This is a genomic window from Gudongella oleilytica (genome assembly GCF_004101785.1).
GTDB classification, from domain to species: Bacteria; Bacillota; Clostridia; order Tissierellales; family Tissierellaceae; genus Gudongella; species Gudongella oleilytica.
In genome coordinates this window covers 1,078,760-1,103,527 of record NZ_CP035130.1, presented here as the reverse complement: position 1 = coordinate 1,103,527, position 24,768 = coordinate 1,078,760, and the positions used below count along the sequence as shown (strand labels likewise).

Below are 24,768 nucleotides of genomic sequence, written 5' to 3'. Positions count from 1 at the left end.
AGAACAAACACTACTTCTTTCAATTCACAATTCTCAGTTCACAGTTCACAATTACTCGGGTCATTCTCTTGGGTCTTAGACCCTAAATCCTTACTTCCACAATTGTGCATTGTGCATTGTCAATCGTCAATTGGTTTAGGTCAAGTCCTCGACATATTAGTATCTCTTAGCTTCAAGCATTGCTGCTCTTTCACCTGAGACCTATCTACCAGGTCGTCTTCCTGGTGTCTTACTCACTTCCGTGATGGGAAATCTCATCTTGAGGGGGGCTTCGTGCTTAGATGCCTTCAGCACTTATCCCGTCCAAACTTAGCTACTCAGCCATGCCTTTGGCAAGACAACTGATCCACCATAGGTTTGTCCATCCCGGTCCTCTCGTACTAAGGACAGCTCCTCTCAAATTTCCTGCGCCCACGACGGATAGGGACCGAACTGTCTCACGACGTTCTGAACCCAGCTCGCGTGCCTCTTTAATGGGCGAACAGCCCAACCCTTGGGACCTACTTCAGCCCCAGGATGAGACGAGCCGACATCGAGGTGCCAAACACCCCCGTCGATGTGGACTCTTGGGGGGTATAAGCCTGTTATCCCCGGGGTAGCTTTTATCCGTTGAGCGATGGCCCTTCCACGCGGTACCACCGGATCACTAAGTCCAACTTTCGTTCCTGCTCCACTTGTTGGTGTCGCAGTCAAGCTTCCTTCTGCCTTTACACTCTTCGCACGATTTCCGACCGTGCTGAGGAAACCTTTGAGCGCCTCCGTTACTTTTTGGGAGGCGACCGCCCCAGTCAAACTGCCCAACTGACAGTGTCCCCACACCGGTTTCACGGTGCCAGGTTAGAATTTCAGCATCACAAGAGTGGTATCCCAAGGACGGCTCCACAAATACTGGCGCACTTGCTTCTATGCCTCCCACCTATCCTGTACATGCAATGCCAAAATCCAATGTCAGCCTGCAGTAAAGCTCCACGGGGTCTTTCCGTCCTGTCGCGGGTAACTCGCATCTTCACGAGTACTACAATTTCACCGGATCCTTTGTTGAGACAGTGCCCAAATCGTTACACCTTTCGTGCGGGTCGGAACTTACCCGACAAGGAATTTCGCTACCTTAGGACCGTTATAGTTACGGCCGCCGTTTACTGGGGCTTAAGTTCACACCTTCGAGGTTTCCCTCTAAGCATTCCCCTTAACCTTCCAGCACCGGGCAGGTGTCACCCCCTATACTTCGTCTTTCGACTTAGCAGAGAGTTGTGTTTTTGGTAAACAGTCGCTTGGGCCTTTTCACTGCGGCCACCTGAAGCTTGTTTATCGTTTGATATCCACTTCAAATGGCACCCCTTCTCCCGAAGTTACGGGGCTATTTTGCCGAGTTCCTTAACAAAGGTTCTTCCGCTCGTCTTAGGATTCTCTCCTCACCTACCTGTGTCGGTTTGCGGTACGGGTGAAAATATTCTCGATAGTGGCTTTTCTTGGCAGTGTGGAGTCTGCAGCTTCTCTACTTGTTTTTCGATCCCCATCACACCTCAGGATCATTAAGAAAACGGATTTGCCTGTCTTCTCTCCCTACGTGCTTAGACGTGCTCTTCCAACCGCACGCTCTGCATATCCTCCTGCGTCCCCACTTCTCTGTTAACGAATACCTCCAGTACAGGAATCATAACCTGTTGTCCATCACCTACGCTTTTCAGCCTTGGCTTAGGTCCCGACTTACCCTGAGTGGACGAGCCTTCCTCAGGAAACCTTAGGTTTTCGACGGGTGAGATTCTCACTCACCTTTCGCTACTTATGCCAGCATTCTCTCTTGTGTAATGTCCAGCGCTCCTTTCGGTACACCTTCGTCCCTTACACAATGCTCCTCTACCGATGTATTATTACATCCCACAGCTTCGGTATCTGATTTTAGCCCCGGAAATCTTCGGCGCAAGGTCTCTCGACCAGTGAGCTATTACGCACTCTTTAAATGTATGGCTGCTTCTAAGCCAACATCCTGGTTGTCTGTGAAACCTCACATCCTTTACCACTTAATCAGTATTTTGGGACCTTAGCTGGTGATCTGGGCTCTTTCCCTTTTGACTATGAAGCTTATCCCCCACAGTCTGACTCCCAAGCTTATGAGTATGGCATTCGGAGTTTGATAGGTTTTGGTAACACTATGTGCCCCTAGACCATTCAGTGCTCTACCTCCATCTCATGCTCTCTTGAGGCTAGCCCTAAAGCTATTTCGAGGAGAACCAGCTATCTCCGAGTTCGATTGGCTTTTCACCCCTATCCACAGGTCATCCCATAGCTTTTAAACGCTACCGGGTTCGAGCCTCCATTTTATTTTACTAAAACTTCACTCTGCCCATGGATAGGTCACCCGGTTTCGGGTCTATGACATGCAACTATATCCGCCCTGTTAAGACTCGGTTTCCCTACGGCTCCGTAACTTAATTACTTAACCTCGCTGCATATCATAACTCGCTGGCCCGTTCTACAAAAAGTACGCGGTCACACTTTTAACGTGCTTCCACTGCTTGTAAGCATAGGGTTTCAGGTTCTTTTTCACTCCCCTCCCGGGGTTCTTTTCGCCTTTCCCTCACGGTACTGTTCACTATCGGTCACCAAGTAGTATTTAGCCTTGGGAGGTGGGCCTCCCTGCTTCCCACGGGATTTCTCGTGTCCCGTGGTACTCTGGAGCACAGCCTGTGAATCTTCCATTTCGTCTACAGGGCTATCACCTTGTTTCGCAAAGCTTCCCAGCTTTCTTCGACTATGGATCATCCATTCCTTTGCTGTGTCCTCAACCCCTGATTAATCAGGTTTGGGCTCTTTCCATTTCGCTCGCCGCTACTTTGAAAATCGATGTTTCTTTCTCTTCCTCAGGGTACTTAGATGTTTCAGTTCCCCTGGTCTACCTCTCATGACTTATTTTATTGGGTCATGAGTACTTGAGGGTTGCTCAAGTGGGTTCCCCCATTCGGATATCTACGGATCGACGTCTATTTGCGACTCCCCGTAGCATTTCGGTGCTTATCCCGTCCTTCTTCGGCTCTTGGTGCCAAGGCATTCGCCCTATGCTCTTAATAACTTGACCTATTTCATGTTTGTTCTTCTTCTTAGATTTAGTTTTCAATGTTCAAAATACAGTTGCACCTTTCAAGACTTTCACCTCGATCGGTGCACAATTGATATTTTATAACAAACAGTGTGAGATACTTATCCTGAAATCTTCCTTAGAAAGGAGGTGATCCAGCCGCACCTTCCGATACGGCTACCTTGTTACGACTTCACCCCAGTCATTGCCCCTACCTTCGACAGCTGCCTCCATTACTGGTTAGCTCACTGGCTTCGGGTATTGACAACTCCCATGGTGTGACGGGCGGTGTGTACAAGACCCGGGAACGCATTCACCGCGGCATTCTGATCCGCGATTACTAGCAACTCCGACTTCATGCAGGCGAGTTGCAGCCTGCAATCCGAACTGGGATCGGCTTTTAGAGATTTGCTTGCCATCGCTGACTTGCTTCTCGTTGTACCGACCATTGTAGCACGTGTGTAGCCCAGGACATAAAGGGCATGATGATTTGACGTCATCCCCACCTTCCTCCGATTTGTCATCGGCAGTCTCTTTAGAGTGCCCAACTTAATGATGGCAACTAAAGACAAGGGTTGCGCTCGTTGCGGGACTTAACCCAACATCTCACGACACGAGCTGACGACAACCATGCACCACCTGTGTCCGCTGTACCCCGAAGGATAAAGATCTATCTCTAAACCGGTCAGCGGCATGTCAAGCCCTGGTAAGGTTCTTCGCGTTGCTTCGAATTAAACCACATGCTCCGCTGCTTGTGCGGGTCCCCGTCAATTCCTTTGAGTTTCATACTTGCGTACGTACTCCCCAGGCGGAGTGCTTAATGCGTTAGCTGCGGCACCGAGGTTTGACCCCCAACACCTAGCACTCATCGTTTACGGCGTGGACTACCAGGGTATCTAATCCTGTTTGCTCCCCACGCTTTCGTTCCTCAGCGTCAGTATAAGTCCAGAAAGTCGCCTTCGCCACTGGTATTCCTCCTAATATCTACGCATTTCACCGCTACACTAGGAATTCCACTTTCCTCTCCTTAACTCAAGTCTGACAGTTTCAAATGCTTACGTAGGTTGAGCCTACGCCTTTCACATCTGACTTATCAGACCGCCTGCGAACCCTTTACGCCCAATAATTCCGGACAACGCTCGCCCCCTACGTATTACCGCGGCTGCTGGCACGTAGTTAGCCGGGGCTTCCTCCTTGGGTACCGTCATTATCTTCCCCAAGGACAGAACTTTACAACCCGAAGGCCTTCATCATTCACGCGGCGTCGCTGCATCAGAGTTTCCTCCATTGTGCAATATTCCCCACTGCTGCCTCCCGTAGGAGTCTGGACCGTGTCTCAGTTCCAGTGTGGCCGTTCACCCTCTCAGGCCGGCTACCTATCGAAGCCTTGGTGAGCCGTTACCTCACCAACTAGCTAATAGGACGCGAGACCATCTTTCACCGCTTATTCGCTTTGACTGATCTACCATGCGGTAATTCAGTTTCATAAGGTATTAATCCCAGTTTCCCGAGGCTATCCCTTTGTGAAAGGCAGGTTTCTCACGCGTTACTCACCCGTCCGCCGCTAAGATGACTCTTCGATCCATCCGAAAACTTCTCTCCGAGTCACTTCGCTCGACTTGCATGTGTTAGGCACGCCGCCAGCGTTCGTCCTGAGCCAGGATCAAACTCTCATTTAATAGTTTGATTTAGCTCATATTATTTGTTCTTAAAAATTGAAATCTTTGGTTCATTCAAAGCTCTCACACTGTTTAGTTATCTAAGTCCATTGGCAGCTTGCTACACAAATTTGTTCACTCGTTGTTACTCGTGCAAATTTGGTGCCGCTGCATCTGACCTACCATCGATTTGTTGCACAAATCGGGTTAGGTCATTATCTACCCTACTTGAGGTGACTTGTTTAGTATACCAAAGCCATGTTTTATTGTCAATCTGTTTTTAGACTTTAATGTGACTTTTTATCAACATTTAGTGTAAAAATGTTCTCTTTGGCTTGGCCTAACAAGTTATTACTATACAAGGTTTCTAATTGCTTGTCAATATGATTCAAATAAAATAATTGAAAGAATTGGATTCTGATACATGTTCCAATTTCTAATATATTTTGATAAAATGATGACAATAGTAAGCAGGAGGTTATATCATGGATATACGACAATTGAAGACATTTGTTGAGGTCGCAAGAGTCAGGAGCTTTTCGAAAGCCGCAGAATCATTATTCTTAACTCAGCCCACTGTTTCAAACCACGTACAATCTCTTGAGAAGGAATTTGATACTATACTTATCAATAGACTTTCAAAAGGTTTGACCCTTACTGATGCTGGGCAGCTGCTTTATCAAAATGCTTTGGATATCATCAACACATATGAAACGGCCCGGTATCAACTTGACAGCTATAAAGGAAAAGTAGAAGGGCATTTGGAGATAAGTGCAAGCTCCGTTCCAAGAAAGCACCTTCTTCCTATTCTTATACATAGCTTTCTTGAGAAATATCCTGATGTATCATTTTCCATAAGCGATAAGGATTCAAGGCAGGTCATTGAGGAAATACTTATTGGAGATACTGATTTTGGATTTGTCGGTGCGTTATATAAAACCCGAAATTTGGCATATATACCTGTAATGGAGGATAACTTAGTACTAATCTCTCCAGAGGATTTTTTTCCGGATCACGAGAACCTCATGAGCATTTCACTGGACATGATTGTCGATTATCCATTTATCTTCAGGGAAGAAGGCTCAGGGACCAGAGAATCAGTAAGATTATCAATGGAAAGTAAGGGTTTCAATTTGGAAAGACTTAAAACAGTCGCCTGGATTGAGGATGTAGAAGCGATTAAGCGGATGGTAGCTCTCGGTGTTGGATTGAGCTTTATATCAGAAAAAGATATAGATTGCGGAGATATTGTGGAAGGGCGTCGTTACAAAGCCCTTAGGTTAGACGACCTGGATCTTTCGAGAAAATTCTACTTAGTCCACCATAAATCAAGGCAGCTTTCCCCTATAGGTGAAAGCTTTAAGTCGTCAGTAAAAAGCTTGGTCTGAGTCATTGACTCAGACCTATTTTATGTTGTGCTTTATAGCAAATAGAGTTGCTTGCACCCTGTCAGAAACCTCAAGCTTTTTAAATATCTGAGTAAGGTGGTTTTTTACAGTCTTTTCACTAATAAATAGTTGGCTTGCTATCATTTTATTGTTTCTTCCAGATGCCACAAGTCGTAATATTTCATATTCTCTTTGTGATAATTGCTCTACTTTTTCACCTTCAGCCATATCAGTTATTTTACATTCCACTGTTTCCGATAATATACGTGTAAAATCATCATCGGTATAATTTTTGCCCTTATAGACTTCATTGATTGATCTAATAAGTTTATCAGGAGATGCTGTCTTTAATAGATATCCATCTACTCTTACTTTACTGGCTTGTTGATAAACTTCACAGCTAATATCACTCATCAGTAGAATTACCTTTCCGCTGAAGCCTCGTTCCCTAATGATTCTTATACTGTCAAAGCCATTGTAATTGCGTTGTTGCGGATCGATAATCAGTATATCGGCATTTGAGCTTACTCCAAAGGAAATGATCTCTTCATGATTTGAAGCCTGGGCAATAACTTTTATATTATCCTGAGTTTCAATTATGCTTTTAAGTCCGTGCAAGCATAGAGGTTGAGAATCAGCAAGCATTACTTTTATAGATTTACCCCTCATCCAAGCCCTCCTTTTTTGTATAATGTTTCAATTTCATGAACAGAACCTGATCATGGCTTTTAACTGCCTCCATCTGTTCACTAAGGCTATTTTCCAGGTTAATCGCCTTCCCAAACAACAATACCTCAAAAGCTTCTCTTGCTCTGTTTATTACAAATTTATCATCTGTTGGCCAATTAAGTTCATCGAGTTCCTTAAGAGTCATCATATATGCGCCTTCTACCTTGTTCCTATCATAATCCCGTATTAGAAGTCCTGCCAAATCAACTCCCTCTATTTCATAATAGTTCTTTTGATCCTTAGCTTTGTTTAGCATGTCCTTTGTATACCCCATCAAGCAACCTGTTCCAACACATGATCCACAAATTCCCTCCCCCAGGCAGAGGTCATCAACTAATTCCTTTACTCTTGCAGTCTTTTCATATAGAATTTGAGCTGCTTCCTTAAGGGGTAGTTTACTTTGCCCTGACATGGCCATTTTTCTGAAGGAAAACAGCATATAAATCTCAATTAAAGCTAAAATAACAAGAGCGGCTGTTGCTAATAGAGAACTTATGCCTTGAATAAGCAGCCCAATATAAATCTTCTGCAGACCAAAAGCAACAAATACTATTGAAGAAATAGCCTTTAAAGCGTTTTCCGGAATTCGCCTTCCAATCCTGCTGCCTACAAGGATTCCAATTCCACTGGTCGTTATCATGCTTGCAGTAGTACCCAATAATATAACCAGTGGGAATAGTGCCTCAGCTGAAAGGGCTAAAGCTGTCAGCTGGGTTTTATCGCCCAATTCTCCAACAAAAAATGCCAGAGCAACAGCCATTATTGGATTGATGGACCTCTTATCATAAATTTCATCATCCTCACGTGATCTTAAAGAATTATAACCAAAGAAGATGAATAAGGCTCCCGCCAGGAGCTGTATTATATCTAATGGCAACATAGTCCCGAGTAAGCTGCCCAAGAGTATCGCAAGACTATGATTCCCTATGACGCCCAATGCTACACCAGCCAAGACCTGTTTGACCGTGAATTGCGTTGCAAATGTCATGGCTATTATCTGAGTTTTGTCTCCCATCTCTGCAATAAATACTAAAGATAGCGCTTCTATAAACTCTGCCAGCATATTTTTCTCCTCTTATAAAAAGACCTTTGGCTTGGCCAAAAGTCTTTTCACTTCATCCAATATTCTGATTATACATCAGGAATCTTGCATTAACAATCTTTCTTAGAGAAAGCTACCCTGCCATCTTTTATGACCATATCAGTATGATTTATCCCAAAATGATAGATGACGTATTCAAGATTAGTTGAATCAAATATCACCAAATCAGCTTTCTTGCCAACCTCAATACTGCCTATTTCTCTCTCAAGTCCCAAGGCGGCGGCCCCATTCATAGTCACTGCTGTCAGTACCTCCTCAGGTGTCATTCTTAGTATCAAGGAAGCAAAGCTCATAACAAGCTGAATATTCTCGGTAGGGCAGCTTCCTGGATTGTAGTCAGTTGAGATGGCTACCGGTAATCCTTTTTCTATCATGAATCTGGCTCTGGCATGCTTGCCCGTCTGAAGATTAAAGCTTGTACCCGGCAGGAGATTAGCTACAACCCCGGATTCAGCCATTCTCATGATTCCTTCGTCGCTGGCTCCCACAAGGTGATCAGCAGAAACGCATCCCAGTTCAGCTGCAAGCTCAGCACCGCCTATTGATTCAATCTCGTCTGCATGTATTTTTGGTTTTAGTCCCCACTGTCTGCCTTCAAGTAGTATCCTTCTCGATTGGTCGATTGTAAACACACCATGTTCACAAAATACATCACAAAATTTCGCGAGCTTTTCCTTGGCAACTGTTGGTATCATCTCTTTGATTATCTTTTGTACGAATCCCTCCGGATCATCCCTGAAGATCAACGGTATGGCATGTGCTCCCATGAAGGTTGAAACTACATCTACAGCATGTTCGTTATTAAGCCTTCTAGCTACCTCCAGCTGTTTAAGTTCAGTCTCAATGTCCTCGATACCATAGCCTGATTTACCTTCAACAGTCGTTACTCCAAATGAAAGCATCCTGTCAAGACTCCTTCTGGCCTGTAAATATAGCTCATCCTTTGACATTGATCTTGTAGCTCTCATAGTGCTGTGGATTCCTCCTCCAGCACTTAGTATTTCCATATATTTTGCACCCTTAAGCTTCATTGATAGCTCATTTTCTCTTGAGCCCCCGTGAACAAGATGTGTGTGTGAGTCAACAAGTCCCGGAGTCACAAGTTTACCATTGGCATCTATGATAAGAGTTTCATCATTTGCTGTTACATCCTCCGGAAGACTGCCTGTCCCAACATAGATGATCCTATCACCTCTCACAGCAACAGCCGCGTCCTTGATAACACTGATCTCCCCCTGGGCACTTCCTCCCCTGGCACTTTGAGGGCCTTTCAAGGTAACTAAGGTTCCAATATTCTTAATGATCAAGTCAGCATCCATCGCACACCTCCATCAAATCCAATCAGATTTTCTCATTAATCGTCCTTTCAATCAATTCCTGATCGGGCACAAATGGTATAGTCAGATGATCTTTTCCCTTAAACTGTTTGTTGTATTCCAGTACCGTTTCTATGGAGTTTTCATTTGTAGCCCATGCTCTTCTGGCTACTCCTACCATAACATCCCAGGGCATAGCAGTTTTTAATATCTCGTCTACTCTTTCACTTCCATCAAGTACCATTCCAAATCCGCCATTTATGGACTTCCCGATACCTACTCCTCCACCGTTGTGAAGTGCTATCAAACTCATTCCTCTTGCGGCATTTCCGGCAAAACATTGCGTTGCCATATCTGCCATCACATTGCTTCCATCTTTGATATTCGATGTTTCTCTGAAGGGCGAATCAGTTCCTCCTGTATCGTGGTGGTCTCGACCTAGCATGACAGGACCAATTTCTCCATTTCTTACCATATCATTGAACTTAAGGGCAATCTTAAGTCTTCCCAGGGCATCCTGATAGAGTATCCTTGCTTTTGTCCCTACCACCAGATTGTTCTTCTTCGCATCTCTTATCCATATATAGTTATCCCTGTCCTGTCCTCTTCTGGTCGGGTCAATGCACTTCATTGCTGCATTGTCTGTTTTGTCCAGATCCTCCTGCTTGCCGCTTAAGCATACCCATCTGAAAGGTCCATAACCGTAATCAAAAAGCATAGGTCCCATTATATCCTCAACATAGGAAGGGAATATAAAGCCTTCTGTCTCATCTACGCCATTCCTTGAGATATCCTTTGCTCCAGCATCAAATACAGCTTTCATGAAGGAGTTTCCGTAGTCAAAGAAATATGTCCCTCTATGGACGAGTTCTTTTATCAAGTGATAATGCTTGATCAAGGATTGGTTGACCAGAGCAACAAAGTCATTCTTATTCTCTGATAGCTTCCTGGTTCTCTCTTCAAAACTCATCCCTTGCGGACAGTAGCCGCCATCATACGGAGCATGGCATGAGGTTTGGTCTGAAAGCAGATCGATATGAATATTCTCATTGACTGCATACTCCAGCAAATCTACAATATTACCATGATAAGCCAATGCAAGAGCTTCTCCTGATTTAGCTGCACTATGAGCTCTATCAAAAAGTTGGTCTAATCTCTCATAAGACTCGTCTATCCACCCCTGGTCAAGTCTGGTTCTGATTCTGGAATAATCGACCTCTGCAATTATCCCAACTCCGTTTGCGATTTTTGTTGCTTTTCCCTGTGCTCCGCTCATGCCGCCCAGCCCGGAGCTTACAAAGATATGACCTCTAAGATCACCTTCCTCCTCTATCCCAAGCTTCAATCTCCCAGCGTTCAAGATTGAGTTGTATGTTCCGTGCACTATTCCCTGAGGGCCGATATACATCCAACCTCCGGCAGTCATCTGCCCATAATTGGCTACACCCATTGCTTGCGCCTTTATCCATTGTTCCTGGTTATCAAACATACCTATCATAAGAGAGTTGGTAATGACTACCCTTGGACTTTGCTTCGCCGATTTAAACAGTCCTAATGGATGGCCTGACATGATCACCAGAGTCTGACTGTCATCCAATATCTCGAGATATTGCTTTACCAGTCTGTACTGCATCCAGTTCTGGAAAACCTGTCCTGTCTCACCATATGTCACAAGCTCATAAGGATAAAGTGCAACATCAAAATCAAGGTTATTGTCTATCATCACCTGAAAAGCTTTAGCTTCTATGCATTTCCCCTTGTATTCATCTATTGGCCTTCCCTTTATCTCACCTTCGGGTCTGAATCTGTAGCCATAAATCCTTCCATAAGTCAAAAGTTCATCCATAAATTCAGGTGCTAAGGTCTCATGCAGTTCCTCAGGGATATACCTTAGTGCGTTTCTTAATGCAAGTTTCATCTCATGTCCGGAAAGCGTCAGTTCTCTTTTCGGTGCTCTTCTAATCCCAGGAGCAAACTCCTTTGCTCGGGGGAGAGTTTTTGGAAGCTTAATCTCCATGCCTTCATAAACCATATCGTTATTGACCATGATAGACCTCCTTACTCTAATTTCCCAATAACAGCTTCAACTTCATCCAAAATCACGTTGGTCCTGATTATATCTTCCGACTTATTTATGTCCAGATACATTATTCTGTCTTCATTTAACTCCCGGACCTCCCGTCTTAAGGTTTTATAAGCCACTTCTGTTCCTTTTCCAAGTTTGTCTTTCCCTCTGAGATCTATTGCCTGGCAAGCTGCCATAAGCTCCATTGCAATTACCTTCCTGGCATTTTTAAGTATCTCCATTGCCTTCCTTGCTGCAATAGTACCCATGGAGACATGATCCTCCTGGTTTGCAGATGATGGAATGGAGTCAACACTTGCCGGATGTGCCAACACTTTATTCTCGGAAACCAGAGATGCAGCTGAATATTGTACTATCATAAACCCTGAGTTCACTCCTCCCTTTGATGTCAAAAAAGCAGGGAGACCATTGCTAAGCGACGGATTTACAAGTCTTTCCAATCTTCGTTCTGAAATATTTGCCAGTTCTGAAAGTGCTATCCCTAAAAAATCCATTGGGAGAGCAATAGGTTGTCCATGAAAATTTCCACCTGATATAACATCTTCCTCATCTGGAAATATAATTGGATTATCTGTTGCAGCATTCATTTCTATCTCTACCTTCTCTTTAATGAAAAGAAGGCTGTCCTTCGTAGCTCCATGTATTTGTGGGGTACACCTTAATGAATACGGGTCCTGCACTCTCCTTTGCCCTTGTTTTGATGTCATGAAGCTACCTTCCAATAGCCTTAGCAGGTTCGCCGCAGATTTGATCTGACCAACATGACCTCTTGCGATATGCACCCTTGGATCCATGGCGTCTGTTATTCCATTTAGAGCCTCAATCGTCAATGCAGCTGCAATGTCTGATATCTTTGAAAGGTTTATCGCATCATGAAGTGCCAATGCACCTATGGAAGTCATTACCTGTGTTCCATTTATAAGAGCGAGTCCTTCTTTTGCTACTAGGGTTACGGTAGGAATCCCTGCATTATCCATAGCTTTTCGCCCACTCATTCTGACACCATTGTAAATAGCTTCCCCCTCACCGATCATTACGAGAACCATATGTGCAAGAGGTGCCAGATCCCCACTGGCGCCTAGTGAGCCTTTTTCCGGGATTATTGGGTGAACTTTTCTATTTAGCATTTCAATAAGAGTCTCAACTACTGAAAGCCTTATCCCGGAAAGTCCCTTTGACAATGCATTTGCTCTTAAGAGCATAATCCCTCTTACAGCTTCCTCTGGCAACGGTTCCCCAACTCCACAGGAGTGGCTTATTATGAGGTTCCTTTGCAAGGCTACTGTTTCTTCACAGCTTATGACAATGTCACTGAACTTTCCAAAACCGGTAGTAATCCCATAAACTACACGTTCTTCCTCTATAAACCTGTCAACCAGATCTCTTGATCTTTTTATTCTTGTTTTGGCATTGTCATCCAACTCCACCTGTGTTCTTTGTCTAGCTACGAGGATGAAATCTCTCAGGTTCATATTGCTTCCGTCTATGTACACTTTATTCATTCTTCTACCTCCAATACATTATTATACTAACAAGATGAAGTGGCGATCGAGTAGGGGAAAATTAATTCCCCTCTCACACCACCGTACGTGCCGTTCGGCATACGGCGGTTCAATTCAAATAATAATCCAAACAACTAATGAGACCTCGCTTTGCGAGGATTTCTTTTGATATTTTACGTAAACCTGTGGTTTTAGCCACTGCCTGGTAATGGTTGTTAAACCCTACCGACTGTCTTACCATCCATTCCGGAGCACCGAGTTTTCTTAAGCCCCACATTCTCTTCTGACTGGTTTTCCACTGCTTCCATATCACGATACGGATTCTTGTACGCAAGTGTCCATCTATTCGTATCATATTAGTCTTCATTTTACCTATTCGAAAGTAGTTTATCCAGCCTCTGATTACCCAATTGAGTCTCTTTATTCTATCGTCCATGCTGATTGACCATGAGCGTTTTGTGAGCTGCTTGAGTTTTCTCTTGAATTTAACTATGGAGTCCCGATGAGGCCTTGCCTCCCATTTACCATCCATCTTCACAAAACCAAATCCTAAATATTTTAGCTTTGTTGGTTCTGTGGTTCTTGTCTTTTCTGCGTTGACTTTTAATCCGAGTTTTCTCTCTATCCATTTTGTTATGGTGTTCATAACTCTGTTGGAAGCTGCACTACTTCCTACTGCTATTACACAGTCATCTGCATATCTAACAAAATTAAGTCCTCTTGCTTCAAGCTCTTTGTCAAGCTCATTGAGCATGATGTTACTGAGTATTGGGGAGAGGTTTCCTCCCTGCGGGGTCCCCTCGTTGGTTTCTTCATATTTTCCTTTGTCCATCACTCCTGCCTTTAGATATTTAGCTATGAGTGATTCTGTGTCAGGGTCTTGTATGATTTTGCCTACAAGGGTCATCAGCTTGTCTTGTGGTACATTATCAAAGAACTTCTCAAGGTCAATATCCACTATGTAGATATATCCGTCATTCAGATATTCCAATAGTTTGATGACTGCCTGTTGTGCTCGTCTACCCGGCCTGAAACCATAGCTGTATTCGCTGAAATGTGGCTCCACTATGGGTGTGATTACCTGCACTATTGCCTGTTCTATGATTCTGTCCATCACTGTGGGTATACCAAGTTTTCTTACTCCACCATTTGGCTTTGGTATTTCAACTCTTAGCACCGGCTGAGGTTTGTACTTTCTGTTACGAATACGTTCCTTGATGTCTTCCCAGTTTCCTTTCAGATATTCATCAATTTCGTCTACACTTATGTTGTCTATGCCTCCTGCTCCTTTGTTGGCTTTTACCTTCTTGTATGCAAGCAGCATATTCTCTCTTGATAATATCTGTTCCATTAGTTGTGACATGATTTGTCTCCTTTTCCTGTTTTGCTTTCATGCATATCAACCTTACCTCCTGTGAACCCTTCGCTCCGTTACGTCTTCGCTACTGAGATTCTCGTCAGGCCTATGCATTTACATCCGTAAGTCCATTTGACTTTGAATTGTTCAGTCCTTCCTTGTTTCCAAGTACTATGACCTCTGCTGACTTCTCATGGTTCGTTATTACTACGGTTTTAGCCGCCCATGAGACCTCACGGGATAAGTCCTCTGTCTTTCCTCGTCTACCTGCCTGATCTACCTGCATGGGTTACGATTGCCTTTTGGACTTCACTGCTTTTGGCCAGCTTATCCTCCATGCAAGCCTTGGTATCAGGTTTCTGTCCGTCAGGCTACGATTTCGCTATTGCTTCCTCTCGCCCACACCTCACGATGTGAACCTTGCAAGTCGCTATAGGGTTCGTCGGCAACTACGCCCCTTGTGGACTTTCACCACAGACAGAAGGCATGCCCGTCGTACCAAAAAAACCACAGCAGGGCTGTGGTTTTGATTTTTTGAATTTTCGTGAAGCAATAATACTTTAGTCATATTATCCCCACTTTTATTTGCTTGAGCGTATTATACCATACAGTGCTGCTTTGTTCCACAATTATTTGGATGGAGATGCACAGCTGTCCCTGACAATAAGTTGGACTGGGAGCACAATTGTCTGTTCTTCTACCTTTTCTCCCTGAAGTACCTTAAGTATCCTTCTTATTGACACTGCACCTATATCATAATATGGCTCCTTTATAGTTGTAAGCATAGGTCTGAAATAGGAAGCCAAAGTAATGTCACCGTAGCCGACCACTGAAATGTCCTCCGGCACTTTTATATTGTGATCATACAGGTAATTGATCAATCCTATTGCTATCTCATCTTCACAACAGTATACTGCAGTGATTTTCTCCTCGAGCAATCTCTCAACTATCCTGTTTCCTATATCGTATCCGTCCTCAATCTTATGACCGTCAACTTCAAAAACCATCGGATCCCCGCCAATATTTCCCATCCATTCTCTGTAAGCTTCCAGCTTGTGCTTCTCAATAGTCAGCTCTACATCCTTCTCCTGGGTAACATAGGCGATCCTTTTATGTCCTTCCTCGACTAAATGTCTCATTACTTTATCACTGGCTTCCCTGTTATTTATGGAAACATTAGGGCTCTCAAGGACATTGTAATATTTGTTAAGATAAACAAAAGGTATCCTCGACATATCCAGGAAAGATAAAACGTCATTATTCAGGATCTCTGATACTATTATTATCCCAGCTACCTGCTTTTGCATCAAAAGCTGAGCAAATCTTAGTTCCGACTCCTTATCTCCATAACTGCTGCAAAGAAGAAGATCGTAATTATACATTCGTCCAACTTCCTCAACGCCTCGGATTATTTGTGCAACATATGAGCTTCCAATATCGTCTACTATAATGCCTATTATGTTTGACTTCTTGGTTACAAGACTCCTGGCAACCTCATTAGGCTTATAGCCAAGCTCCTCTATGGCCTTTAGAACTCTCCTCCTGGCTTCAGGACTTACAGGCTTAGAATCATTGATTACTCTTGATACAGTAGATATAGATACCTCAGCCATTCTTGCAACATCTTTGATGGTGACAGTCATAATACCCCTCCCCGCTGTGATGATATTTCAATTCACAGTACTGAATAAATTATACTAAATTGGCCGAAAATACACTACCCAAAACTTCAATATACTTCAAATCTTTTTGTTTGAACTCTCGTCTGGACAAAGGAACTTCAACCAGTATCAGCCCATAAACATCTCCGTTTATAATAATCGGGCAAATGGCTCCTGAAACATACTCATTTGCCTGCTCATCACCCTCAGAACTGGTCCTAAGATATATATAGCTCTCGGATTCTCTTGATTTAGATACCTTGTGCAAATAATCATATGGTATAAGGATATCAGCATCATTCATCGTCTTGGATCTGACGGCAATACATTTTAGCTGATTATCGGATCTTGAATAAATTGCAGCATTACTACCCTGAGTTGAGTCAAGCAGGTAACCCAGAAATAAATCAAGCTTATCCTTCAAGTTCATGTTTCTTTGAATAAGGAGAGCAGTGTCCGATAAGGCCCCTATTCTATCTGAATCATTCTCAAATCCTCCAACAACAAGGTCATGCTCCAGCTTGAATTTGCTGGCAATCGACCCCATATTATCATTCCACAGTGCGACGCTGTTTCTGCCAAGAACCTCCTTTGCATGATACATTGCCTGATCTGCTCTTAGTATAAGATCCTCCGGCAGCTGCCCATCCTCAGGATAAAGTGAAACACCGATGCTTGCAGTTACTTTCTGCTTCAAGCCTTTAACAGTCATGGACTCAATAGAGGACCTTATCTTTTCAGCAACAGCTGCCGCAGAATTGGAATCAACGTCTTCAATAATCAGTAGAAACTCCTCTCCTCCGTATCTGCCAGCAGTATCAGTGATCCTGACTGATTCTCTTATTGCCTCTCCTATCGATGTCAGAACTTTATCACCTATTTGGTGACCATAAGTATCGTTTATGGACTTAAATCTGTCGATATCAAGCATCAAACAGGCAAACCCTCTATCGTTGATAGAATGGTGCTGAATTGCATCAGACAGTCTTTTTTCGACGACATTCCTTCTGTATGTACCAGTCAGTTTATCATAAAAAGAGCTCCTGTATAGCCTGTCATTCTCAGAATTCAAGTATATCAACCAAGTGAGGTCTTTTATCAAATCAGAACGTAAATTGTCGAATCTATTCACATTACTCCTTGTTAAAAGCAATACATACCCATATATGTTGTTCCTGACATAGGATTGTCTTCTATCCATCGATTTTTCTGAAAAACCTTGTGATGTCAATATCGGGACAACAATAAATCCTGAAATCTCTTCCTCAATATGCATTTCCAGTATGTGGCACTGCTTGCTGGAAATATCCCGCCTGATTAATACAGTCTGCTCATCCTTTATTGTATTTTCAATAACCAAATTGAGAGGAAAGTCTTCATGTGCTCCATATTTAATGACCCTGTTTTCACTCCCGTCGGTGTCGTACAAAACAATGTATCCATGCTCTGCATTGGTCTTTATTGCGATAAACTCAAGTATTTTATCAAGATTCTCGCTGAAATTGCTATCCAGGGCCGATAGAAGCTTCGTTGTGTCTATACAACACCTGGATGCCTCTTCTCCAGAAAATATCCTCAAAAAGAGTTGTTCATCCAGCTTATTGAGATAATTTTCGATTCTTGGCTCAAAATCTCTGTTGAAACCAGTAATTGAGAATAAGCTCCTGTCAATGATCGGGATCATCAGATCCAACATATAAAACCTCCGAAAATCAGGGCCTGCATACTCTTCTCCCAGCATCCTGACGGCTGTTTCATAATAATCCAGGTTATTGATCATAACCGTGAAAGCCTCATAGTAAAGTCCACTGTCCGATAGCTTTACCGCCAGTGCCAAGTTTGAATAAAGCTTGGGTATCAACAAATTTGAGCCGGCTGATTTTGAATGATCAATTGCGGAAATGAGAGAAGAATTGCTTCCCTCAATTATCAGCTCTATAAGCTCCAGATCTTGCTGGTATTTCTCTAATACTTCTTCGCTATCCAGATTTTTATATTCCTGAATCAAGGATTTGCTTAGCTCCTCATCATTTAAATAATGAGCGATCAAACCATAAAGCAATAGAAAATAAGCTCTATCATAGCTGCTTCCGCTATTTTTGTATTCTTCGACGATTTCCAGGATCATATCTTTATCTATGCTTGATTTTTCTATGAAATCGATGTTTATAAGCCTGTTCTTTGCCTTCATATATTCCTTCTTGCTTATATCTAAGGATCTTTCCATGGAAATTTTGCTAAACTCCTTAGATAATTTAAAATCACCAGTCTCAAAATAGAACTGTCCCAGGAAATTTGTATACTGCATCAAGACCTCTTTATCCTGAATTTGGACAGACTTGTTCATCTCCTTCAAGCTCAGATTTATCTCCAGTGCTCTATTTATCCTGCCTAATATCAAATACACGATCCCCTGTAGGACTGTTGAGAGAAAAAGACTCTTCTTGTCATCTATTCTTTTTGATAGATCTATAGCACGATCAAGGAAAATTTCAGCATTTTTATAATCTCTTACATTTATGAAGGCTTCTCCAATGTTGCTTAAAAATGTTGTCTGAAGAGAAGTCAGTCCGTAACTCTCGGATATTTCCACACATCGCCAGTAGTAATCAAGCGCCAGTTTTTCTGACCCGTAATATTCGCTTTGAATGCTCCCAATGTTATTGATTGGCTTAACCATATAAAATGGACGATCAGACTTCTTATATCCCTCCAAAGCCCTGTTGTAATCCACAATAGCCGATTCAGGATCCCCTAACATGTATTTAGCGATCCCCCTTACATTGAAAAGGTCTCCGACATATGTCCAAATATTATTGCTTTCTGACAAAGTTATCCCTTCATCTGCCATTGACTCAGTCATAACCGGATTGTCTACATCAAGATAATGCTTTGCCTGAAGTAATTTATGATAAATCTCCTCCTCAACATAATCCTTGCCTTCCAATCCTTTGCTTATTTCATTTATCAATTCCTGCGAGCTCAGTATGTCGTTGCTTCTAACTGAGAATTCCAGCTTATAAAGCATCCAGCGTACGATGAATCTGTCGTTGCCCCTTGACTCAGCTGCATTCATCAACTTATCGAGATAGTCCTTCAGCTGTGCGGTTTCACCTTTTACGATCAAGCTATAACACAGTTTGTCAAGTATCTCGATGTCCTTAGGATAACCCGATGTTGATAGGATATCATAAACCTGAGTCAGTATGACTATTGAAGAATCTGTGAACATATTTCTCGCTATGCCTATCCTCTCATAGGCAATATCAATAAGCTCTTCAAATTGCTTAGAGGAGCTTAATTGATAGAACAGCTCCTCAAAATTATAGCCATTATCCAGCTTCTTATCGTTGAGCAGTTCATCAGCTATTGATTTGTGCCAGGATTCTCTTTGTGACTGGTCCAGCATACTGTATATATATTTCTTGATTTCGCCCTCAGTAATATCCAATGCCTGCCCATATTCATTATTATCCTCTGAAATGAGCCCTTCAGCCTCAAGGCTGATTAAGAGTTCGTTGAATTCGACATCGGCAAAACCAGTAAGCTTCTTGATCAAAGCTTTCTTTGCCGAACCTTCAAAGCAAGATACCATCTGGAGCAAATAGAGCTGCTTTGGACTTACTGAATCTATCCTGTTTTTGAAAGCATCAACAAAGCTGTTAGGAAATTTAAGGTCGTCGTATCTATCCTTTCTAATATTCCAGACTCCCTCTTTGCTCATGTACAACTCACCGGTGTCATAGAAATGCCGCAGTAAATGGACCAAATATCTTGTATTGCCTAAGGATTCTTTGTATAACAACTGAGAAAAGTCCTTAGGTATGAATGCTATTCCAAGGATAGATTTTACTAATCTTCCTGTAGACTCCAACGAGAGATTTGATGTCTTTATCCGCAATGCACCATTTCTATTTGCCCAATCCTCAAGTAATCTCTCAGAATCCTTACCAGCCCCCATTTGGTTGTAGGTACAGATCAAAAGTATTCGATTGCCTTTGAATTTTGTAAACAGAAAGTCAATCATCTCCAAGATGCTGCTGCTTGAAAGCTCCAAATCATTTATACCTAAAAATATGCTTTCCGTCTTGGACCTTCTTATTAAGTTTTCTGCAATAATATCATAAAGCTTGTATAGGCTTCCCGGTAGATTCAACGAGAAATCCATGTCGACATCCTCATGGATCAGCTTCACGCCATCCCCTTGATTTGTAAGCTTGTACTTGATCTGTGCTACTGCCAAAAAATCGAGGATGAAATCTCGAAAAGAGTCAAGTCCTATGGTTTCCCACCTGCTATGCTGACCTCAGCCGTAAAACCTCCTCTAAGCGCAGCCTTCCTTAGAAATGCTCGCAGTAGATATGTCTTACCGGACCCTATATTCCCTTCAATTAGAGCAATATTGTATAAACTCGAATTTGAATCAATAAAATCCTCCAGCTGTTCTAACTCAAGAAGCTGTGATTCATGGCCTATTGCCTTTATGGAGCCTAAATTGAGAAAGTCCCTTTCCTTTAAATAATCAGTTCCGATAGAAAAATCAAATAATTCCTCGATCTTCTTTCGTGCTTCTATAAGGAGCATATTCCTGCTTCCAGGTTCTTTCTTAATAAATTCCTCCACAATAGAATCAATCACTGGAAGTGCTGTTTTGTCACCCACTATTAGCGGATACAGATATTTTTTGATCAGTACCCCCAATGAATAGTAGTCTGCCTTACGATCAATAATTACGTCTCTGCAAAAGATCTCAGGCGCGATGAATTCCTGAATAGAGTTTATTCGCTCATTTTCGTACAGGTGCTCTATCAAGGTGGAAATATTCAGTAATCTGATATCTCCATCAGCACTAATATATATTTTTTCAGGGCTTAACGCTCTGTATGTAAATCCTCTGAAATGGAGATAATCCAGTACCTCCATGATCTTTGCCAAAACTATCGCCATATCCCTGGCACTTAATTCCCCTTTTAAAGCCTCCAAGGTGTGATTATCGGTGTACTCTGACAAGACATAGTAAAGTCTTCCGCTGATCGGTTTTAGATTTAGGTTTTTTATCAGCCCAAACTCGTATGAGTTAAGAAGATATCTATGCCTGATATTCTCATACTCCTGAAAATTTTCTATAAAATCCTGGATACAGCGATTGCTTTTATGAGGCTCAATAATTTTCAAAAAATAGACCCTTCCCGGTTGATTAACTTTTTCAACCAGATAGGCCTCTTCTTTCTTGCTTTTTACATAGGTATCGAGGACCCGATAATCATTATTTATCAGCTTCATTTAAACGCCTGCCTTTATCCGTTTAGTCTTCGTTCATTTCAACATAAAGCTTTTCCAGAGCTGACTTTAAGGCCTCAACTTCAGCCACTGAAAGCCCTTCCAGTTTTACCTCAAGAAAGTTGATACGCCTGTCTAAAACCTTTTGCAAAATATCATGACCCTTAGTTAATACAATAACGCGAACTACTCGCTTGTCCTTTTGGTCCTTTTCTCTTTTAACAAGTTCATTTTTCTCCATCCTGTCTACCAAGTCAGTTATTGTACTGCAGGCTAGATCCATCTGCTGGCTTAACTCGCCTATTGTCATATCACCATTATTTATGAGCACCTGGAGAGCAGTGAACTGAGGTACAGTAATCCCATAATCACTTAAAATCATCCTGCCGTTTTTTCTAATGATATAGTCAACCTTTCTTAGATGCTTCTCAATGGACTCTACGTTTCTGATCCTGTCGTTATCCATCATCACCCTCCTCATTGCTATACCAGTATGCTCAGACCTTTTGGAATTACTCTGAACTCTGCAGGCAGCTTGCCTCCATACTCACCGTCTATGTCGACTACTATTTTTCTATCTGACTCTACCTTTAACTTCTTAGTTTTATAGTATATCACTTTAGGGTGGTTAATGTGCTCGCCGGTCAAGACATTAATGAATATATTGGCTAATTCTGCCATATCCGCCTTCTTGATCAATACAACATCTAAAAGTCCGTCAACAACATCAGCTTCGGGTGCCAGCTTCGTAAATCCTCCTATTGACGAGCTATTGGATATGACAAACAGTAAGATGTCTTCCTCTGAAGTGAACTCTTCACTTTGAATAGTAACTCTTACAGTTTCCAATCCCTGGTTAGCCAGCTCTTTTAATCCTTCAAGATAATACGCCATTCTTCCCAGTACAGCCTTTATGTCAGGCTGAGCCTGGTAAGCTACATTAGTAAGCAGTCCCCCTGCTGCGACATTTACAAAATAATCGTCGTTAACGCATCCGATGTCAACATCTATGACTTTATCCCTCTTTATCAGGTCGAAAAATTCATATGTGTTTCGAGGAATTCCAAGATAATTAGCGAAATCATTTACAGTTCCGCTGGCAAGGATCGCTATCGGAACTCTTCGTCCTCCTGTAACTATTCCCTTAACTACTTCGTTAACTGTACCGTCACCGCCACACACAACTATAAGATCGAAGTCCTCTTTGCAGGTGCGCCTTGCCTCCAGCATTGCATCATACTTGTTCCTGGTGAAATACTTCGCAAGAATATAGCCATCATCCAGCAACAGCTTACATAGTGTATCGATTTTCTTTTCCATCGCTTGCCTTCCAGAAGATGGGTTTATAATAAATTTGATTCGTTTCATAGTGGTTATCCTCTTCTTATTTTTAAGAAAGGTGCTCCCGATAAATATTGAAGGCACCTCAATATCAGTATATCAGTAATTGGAAATATATCAATAACCTTGAAAAAAAGAACCCTGCCGGGTTCTTTAATACTTCTTAAGACTGCTTCGGACGATCTCAATGATCTCCTTTATGATCTCAATATAGCTGGTTACATTTTTTGCATTGAACTGAAAAGCCAATGCTGTTTCAGCTAAGGTATCAGTCAGCAATCCTACTGTGTCTTCCACTGTATGCCCTGTTTTGTCAACAATATTTGCAATATCATCGATTTTCGAGGTTATACCATTCACGTTATGGACAACACCACTGATATCCGGAGACATTTCTGAAACCAATTTTGTTGTCTCACTGGTAAGCTTGTTTATGTTGGCGGTGATCTCAGGCAGTTGTTTGATGGCAGTATCCAGTTCCTTAGAATTTTCCTCCAATAACACCTGAGCCTGGCCTATTGTTTTATTAACATTGCGCAGTATCAGCAGTAGATAACCCAAAACGCCTATACCAAGCAGAAATAGAATTAACTTTAGCAAATCCTGTAATGTCAAGGTCGCGTCCATATAAATACCCCCTTAGATTTGCGCAAGCTATTCCTTTGTCTCTTCTTCCATAGTCTCTTCAACTGCTTCTACCACTTCCTCAACCTTTTCCTCTGCGGCTTCCTTTTCTTTTTTGACCTTTTCCTTCAAATCTCCCCAGTTCTTCTCGACTTCTGTCTTTACTTTATCAAGCTGCTCTTTTGTAACATCAAGTTGTTCCTCAACCTTTTCCTTGACTGTTTCAGTGACTTCTTTTGTTTTCTTTGAGATATCCTCTCTGGTCTCTTTACCTGCTTTAGGAGCAAAAAGTAACCCAGCAGCAGCCCCAAGAGCAGTACCTATAGCAGTACCCACTGCAACGTTTTTTGCAGTCTCGATTTTTTTTGCTTTTTCCATTTGTTTTCTTTTTTCTTCGATAATCTTATTCAATTTCATAAGCAGATCTCCCCTTTGCGTTTTCTATACACTCCATTTACCCCAAATGATTTCAGATAATCAATAATGTTCATATTATTAGCTTTTCTAATATTTTGCAAGGATACCATCTATAGGGCCTGATTGAAAATACCTGAAATATCTGTTAAAATTGAAAATACTATCAAATATGACTGGGGATGTAAAACGATATGTATGATTTTCATGTGCACAGCGATTTTTCATTGGATTCAAAGACTCCTATGGAATCCATAGTTAAGGCCTCAATTGAGAAGAACCTTCGTGCAATATGTTTCACTGATCACGTGGATTTCGAGGCAACAAAGGAGAAAATCGATCTGACGTTCAGACCTTTGGACTATTTCAGAGATATAAACAGAGTTAAATATACATACAAGGATAAGATCGAGGTTCTGGCGGGAGTCGAAATCGGGATGCAACCACACTTAGCCGACAGGTATTCGAAGTTCATAACTGACCACAGCTTTGATTTTGTGATAATGTCAATTCATGCAATTGATAGCAAAGACATCTTTCTTGAATTTAATAAAATGGAGCTCTCCCAGGGGGAAATAATAAACAGATACTATGATTCAGTCCTTGATTGCATTGATTCCTTTGATGATTATGATGTGCTTGGCCATTTAGACTATATCGATCGCTATCTTTTTACAGATTGTGCACCAATTAAATATGATTTCTATATGGATAAAATTGAAGTTATACTAAAGAAGCTTATAGATAAGGGAAAGGGAATCGAAGTCAACACTGGAGGCCTAAGGTATAATCTTGAAAGCTTTCACCCTAAGCCTCAGATATTGAGGCTATACAAGGATTTAGGGGGAGAAATAATAACCATCGGCTCAGACTCCCACACTATCCATCATATTGGATACGAGTACAAGCAGACTGAGAAGGCTTTAAGAGATCTTGGCTTCAAATATATATATATCTTCAGAGGGAGAAAAAAAATTCCCATTCAAATCCAGTAATTCTCATAAAAATAAAAACCCCGAAGGGTTTTTATTCTTTTTTTGTATTCCCGCAATGCCGTCCTCTCAACTAATTCACACCCGCATAATTGCAGGTGGGTGTCCCGTCAAAGGCTTCTGACTACCTTTCATGAAAGGCTTGTCATTGACCCCCGAACAACGAACTCCCGTATAAGACATGTCGGTTGAATTATATGAGAATAACGCACACCGCAGAAACTACTTATCTTCTTGTTTAT

The 24,768-nt window shown here is 42.1% G+C and carries 16 protein-coding genes, 2 rRNA genes and 1 other RNA gene; 2 read left to right on the top strand and 17 right to left on the bottom strand.

Annotated features, from left to right (window positions below; all coding sequences use genetic code 11):
• Window positions 1-136: 136 nt before the first annotated feature.
• A 23S ribosomal RNA gene (locus tag EC328_RS05055) occupies window positions 137-3,076 on the bottom strand.
• A gap of 143 nt (window positions 3,077-3,219) precedes the next feature.
• A 16S ribosomal RNA gene (locus tag EC328_RS05050) occupies window positions 3,220-4,755 on the bottom strand.
• Together the 16S and 23S rRNA genes form the textbook arrangement of a ribosomal RNA operon.
• A 464-nt stretch (window positions 4,756-5,219) precedes the next feature.
• Between EC328_RS05050 and EC328_RS05045 the strand changes: the two genes are divergently transcribed.
• Window positions 5,220-6,122 (top strand): selenium metabolism-associated LysR family transcriptional regulator, encoded by a 903-nt coding sequence (locus tag EC328_RS05045; RefSeq protein WP_128425787.1) that lies wholly within the window; start codon window positions 5,220-5,222, stop codon window positions 6,120-6,122.
• Between the two features lie 15 nt (window positions 6,123-6,137).
• Here the strand turns inward: EC328_RS05045 and EC328_RS05040 are convergent, their stop codons facing one another.
• From EC328_RS05040 to EC328_RS04975, 14 genes are all read right to left on the bottom strand, one after another.
• The gene (locus EC328_RS05040) at window positions 6,138-6,791 is read right to left on the bottom strand and encodes a LuxR C-terminal-related transcriptional regulator (protein ID WP_128425786.1); all 654 of its coding nucleotides are present in this window, start codon (window positions 6,789-6,791) and stop codon (window positions 6,138-6,140) included.
• A complete protein-coding gene (locus tag EC328_RS05035; RefSeq protein ID WP_128425785.1) occupies window positions 6,781-7,914 on the bottom strand; it encodes a TMEM165/GDT1 family protein in 1,134 nt (377 codons plus the stop codon). Before EC328_RS05035 ends, EC328_RS05040 begins: the two co-directional genes overlap by 11 nt.
• 89 nt (window positions 7,915-8,003) lie before the next feature.
• Window positions 8,004-9,272 carry an imidazolonepropionase gene (gene hutI / locus EC328_RS05030; protein WP_128425784.1) on the bottom strand — a complete coding sequence of 423 codons (1,269 nt, stop codon included), beginning with the start codon at window positions 9,270-9,272 and terminating at the stop codon, window positions 8,004-8,006.
• Window positions 9,273-9,294: 22 nt separating this feature from the next.
• On the bottom strand, window positions 9,295-11,316 hold the full coding sequence (locus EC328_RS05025; RefSeq protein WP_128425783.1) for a urocanate hydratase: 2,022 nt from the start codon (window positions 11,314-11,316) through the stop codon (window positions 9,295-9,297).
• 11 nt (window positions 11,317-11,327) lie between these two features.
• Complete coding sequence (gene hutH / locus EC328_RS05020; RefSeq protein WP_128425782.1) at window positions 11,328-12,857, bottom strand: histidine ammonia-lyase; 1,530 nt, start codon at window positions 12,855-12,857, stop codon at window positions 11,328-11,330.
• A 109-nt stretch (window positions 12,858-12,966) separates the two neighbouring features.
• Entirely contained in the window at window positions 12,967-14,208 is a 1,242-nt protein-coding gene (gene ltrA / locus EC328_RS05015; RefSeq protein WP_240671456.1) for a group II intron reverse transcriptase/maturase, read from the bottom strand.
• A gap of 112 nt (window positions 14,209-14,320) precedes the next feature.
• Window positions 14,321-14,500: a hypothetical protein gene (locus tag EC328_RS05010; RefSeq protein ID WP_128425093.1), complete on the bottom strand. Its 180-nt coding sequence runs from the start codon at window positions 14,498-14,500 to the stop codon at window positions 14,321-14,323.
• Window positions 14,501-14,843: 343 nt separating this feature from the next.
• Entirely contained in the window at window positions 14,844-15,857 is a 1,014-nt protein-coding gene (locus tag EC328_RS05005; RefSeq protein ID WP_128425781.1) for a LacI family DNA-binding transcriptional regulator, read from the bottom strand.
• 49 nt (window positions 15,858-15,906) lie between these two features.
• A complete protein-coding gene (locus EC328_RS05000) occupies window positions 15,907-20,118 on the bottom strand; it encodes a diguanylate cyclase (RefSeq protein WP_128425780.1) in 4,212 nt (1,403 codons plus the stop codon).
• 35 nt (window positions 20,119-20,153) lie between these two features.
• Entirely contained in the window at window positions 20,154-21,158 is a 1,005-nt protein-coding gene (locus tag EC328_RS04995) for a protein kinase domain-containing protein (protein WP_128425779.1), read from the bottom strand.
• 22 nt (window positions 21,159-21,180) lie between these two features.
• On the bottom strand, window positions 21,181-21,621 hold the full coding sequence (locus EC328_RS04990; protein ID WP_128425778.1) for a MarR family winged helix-turn-helix transcriptional regulator: 441 nt from the start codon (window positions 21,619-21,621) through the stop codon (window positions 21,181-21,183).
• A gap of 17 nt (window positions 21,622-21,638) precedes the next feature.
• Window positions 21,639-22,523: a diacylglycerol/lipid kinase family protein gene (locus EC328_RS04985; RefSeq protein WP_128425777.1), complete on the bottom strand. Its 885-nt coding sequence runs from the start codon at window positions 22,521-22,523 to the stop codon at window positions 21,639-21,641.
• A 126-nt stretch (window positions 22,524-22,649) separates the two neighbouring features.
• The gene (locus tag EC328_RS04980) at window positions 22,650-23,123 is read right to left on the bottom strand and encodes a hypothetical protein (protein WP_128425776.1); all 474 of its coding nucleotides are present in this window, start codon (window positions 23,121-23,123) and stop codon (window positions 22,650-22,652) included.
• Window positions 23,124-23,150: 27 nt separating this feature from the next.
• The gene (locus EC328_RS04975; protein WP_128425775.1) at window positions 23,151-23,537 is read right to left on the bottom strand and encodes a YtxH domain-containing protein; all 387 of its coding nucleotides are present in this window, start codon (window positions 23,535-23,537) and stop codon (window positions 23,151-23,153) included.
• A 191-nt stretch (window positions 23,538-23,728) separates the two neighbouring features.
• Here EC328_RS04975 and EC328_RS04970 point away from each other — a divergent pair, with 191 nt between their 5' ends.
• Complete coding sequence (locus tag EC328_RS04970; RefSeq protein WP_128425774.1) at window positions 23,729-24,529, top strand: histidinol-phosphatase HisJ family protein; 801 nt, start codon at window positions 23,729-23,731, stop codon at window positions 24,527-24,529.
• A gap of 43 nt (window positions 24,530-24,572) precedes the next feature.
• Here EC328_RS04970 and ssrS read toward each other — a convergent pair.
• Window positions 24,573-24,751, bottom strand: a non-coding RNA gene (gene ssrS / locus EC328_RS04965) — 6S RNA.
• Window positions 24,752-24,768: the final 17 nt, after the last annotated feature.

Excerpts from the sequence above, each read along its gene's own strand:
- hutI (WP_128425784.1), bottom strand. The coding sequence starts at position 9,272 with ATGGATGCTGACTTGATCATTAAGAATATTGGAACCTTAGTTACCTTG.
- EC328_RS05035 (WP_128425785.1), bottom strand. The coding sequence starts at position 7,914 with ATGCTGGCAGAGTTTATAGAAGCGCTATCTTTAGTATTTATTGCAGAG.
- EC328_RS04995 (WP_128425779.1), bottom strand. The coding sequence starts at position 21,158 with ATGAAGCTGATAAATAATGATTATCGGGTCCTCGATACCTATGTAAAA.
- hutH (WP_128425782.1), bottom strand. The coding sequence starts at position 12,857 with ATGAATAAAGTGTACATAGACGGAAGCAATATGAACCTGAGAGATTTC.
- EC328_RS05025 (WP_128425783.1), bottom strand. The coding sequence starts at position 11,316 with ATGGTCAATAACGATATGGTTTATGAAGGCATGGAGATTAAGCTTCCA.
- EC328_RS04980 (WP_128425776.1), bottom strand. The coding sequence starts at position 23,123 with ATGGACGCGACCTTGACATTACAGGATTTGCTAAAGTTAATTCTATTT.
- EC328_RS04990 (WP_128425778.1), bottom strand. The coding sequence starts at position 21,621 with ATGGATAACGACAGGATCAGAAACGTAGAGTCCATTGAGAAGCATCTA.
- ltrA (WP_240671456.1), bottom strand. The coding sequence starts at position 14,208 with ATGGAACAGATATTATCAAGAGAGAATATGCTGCTTGCATACAAGAAG.
- EC328_RS05010 (WP_128425093.1), bottom strand. The coding sequence starts at position 14,500 with ATGCAGGTAGATCAGGCAGGTAGACGAGGAAAGACAGAGGACTTATCC.
- EC328_RS04970 (WP_128425774.1), top strand. The coding sequence starts at position 23,729 with ATGTATGATTTTCATGTGCACAGCGATTTTTCATTGGATTCAAAGACT.
- EC328_RS04975 (WP_128425775.1), bottom strand. The coding sequence starts at position 23,537 with ATGAAATTGAATAAGATTATCGAAGAAAAAAGAAAACAAATGGAAAAA.
- EC328_RS05040 (WP_128425786.1), bottom strand. The coding sequence starts at position 6,791 with ATGAGGGGTAAATCTATAAAAGTAATGCTTGCTGATTCTCAACCTCTA.
- EC328_RS05045 (WP_128425787.1), top strand. The coding sequence starts at position 5,220 with ATGGATATACGACAATTGAAGACATTTGTTGAGGTCGCAAGAGTCAGG.
- EC328_RS05005 (WP_128425781.1), bottom strand. The coding sequence starts at position 15,857 with ATGACTGTCACCATCAAAGATGTTGCAAGAATGGCTGAGGTATCTATA.
- EC328_RS04985 (WP_128425777.1), bottom strand. The coding sequence starts at position 22,523 with ATGAAACGAATCAAATTTATTATAAACCCATCTTCTGGAAGGCAAGCG.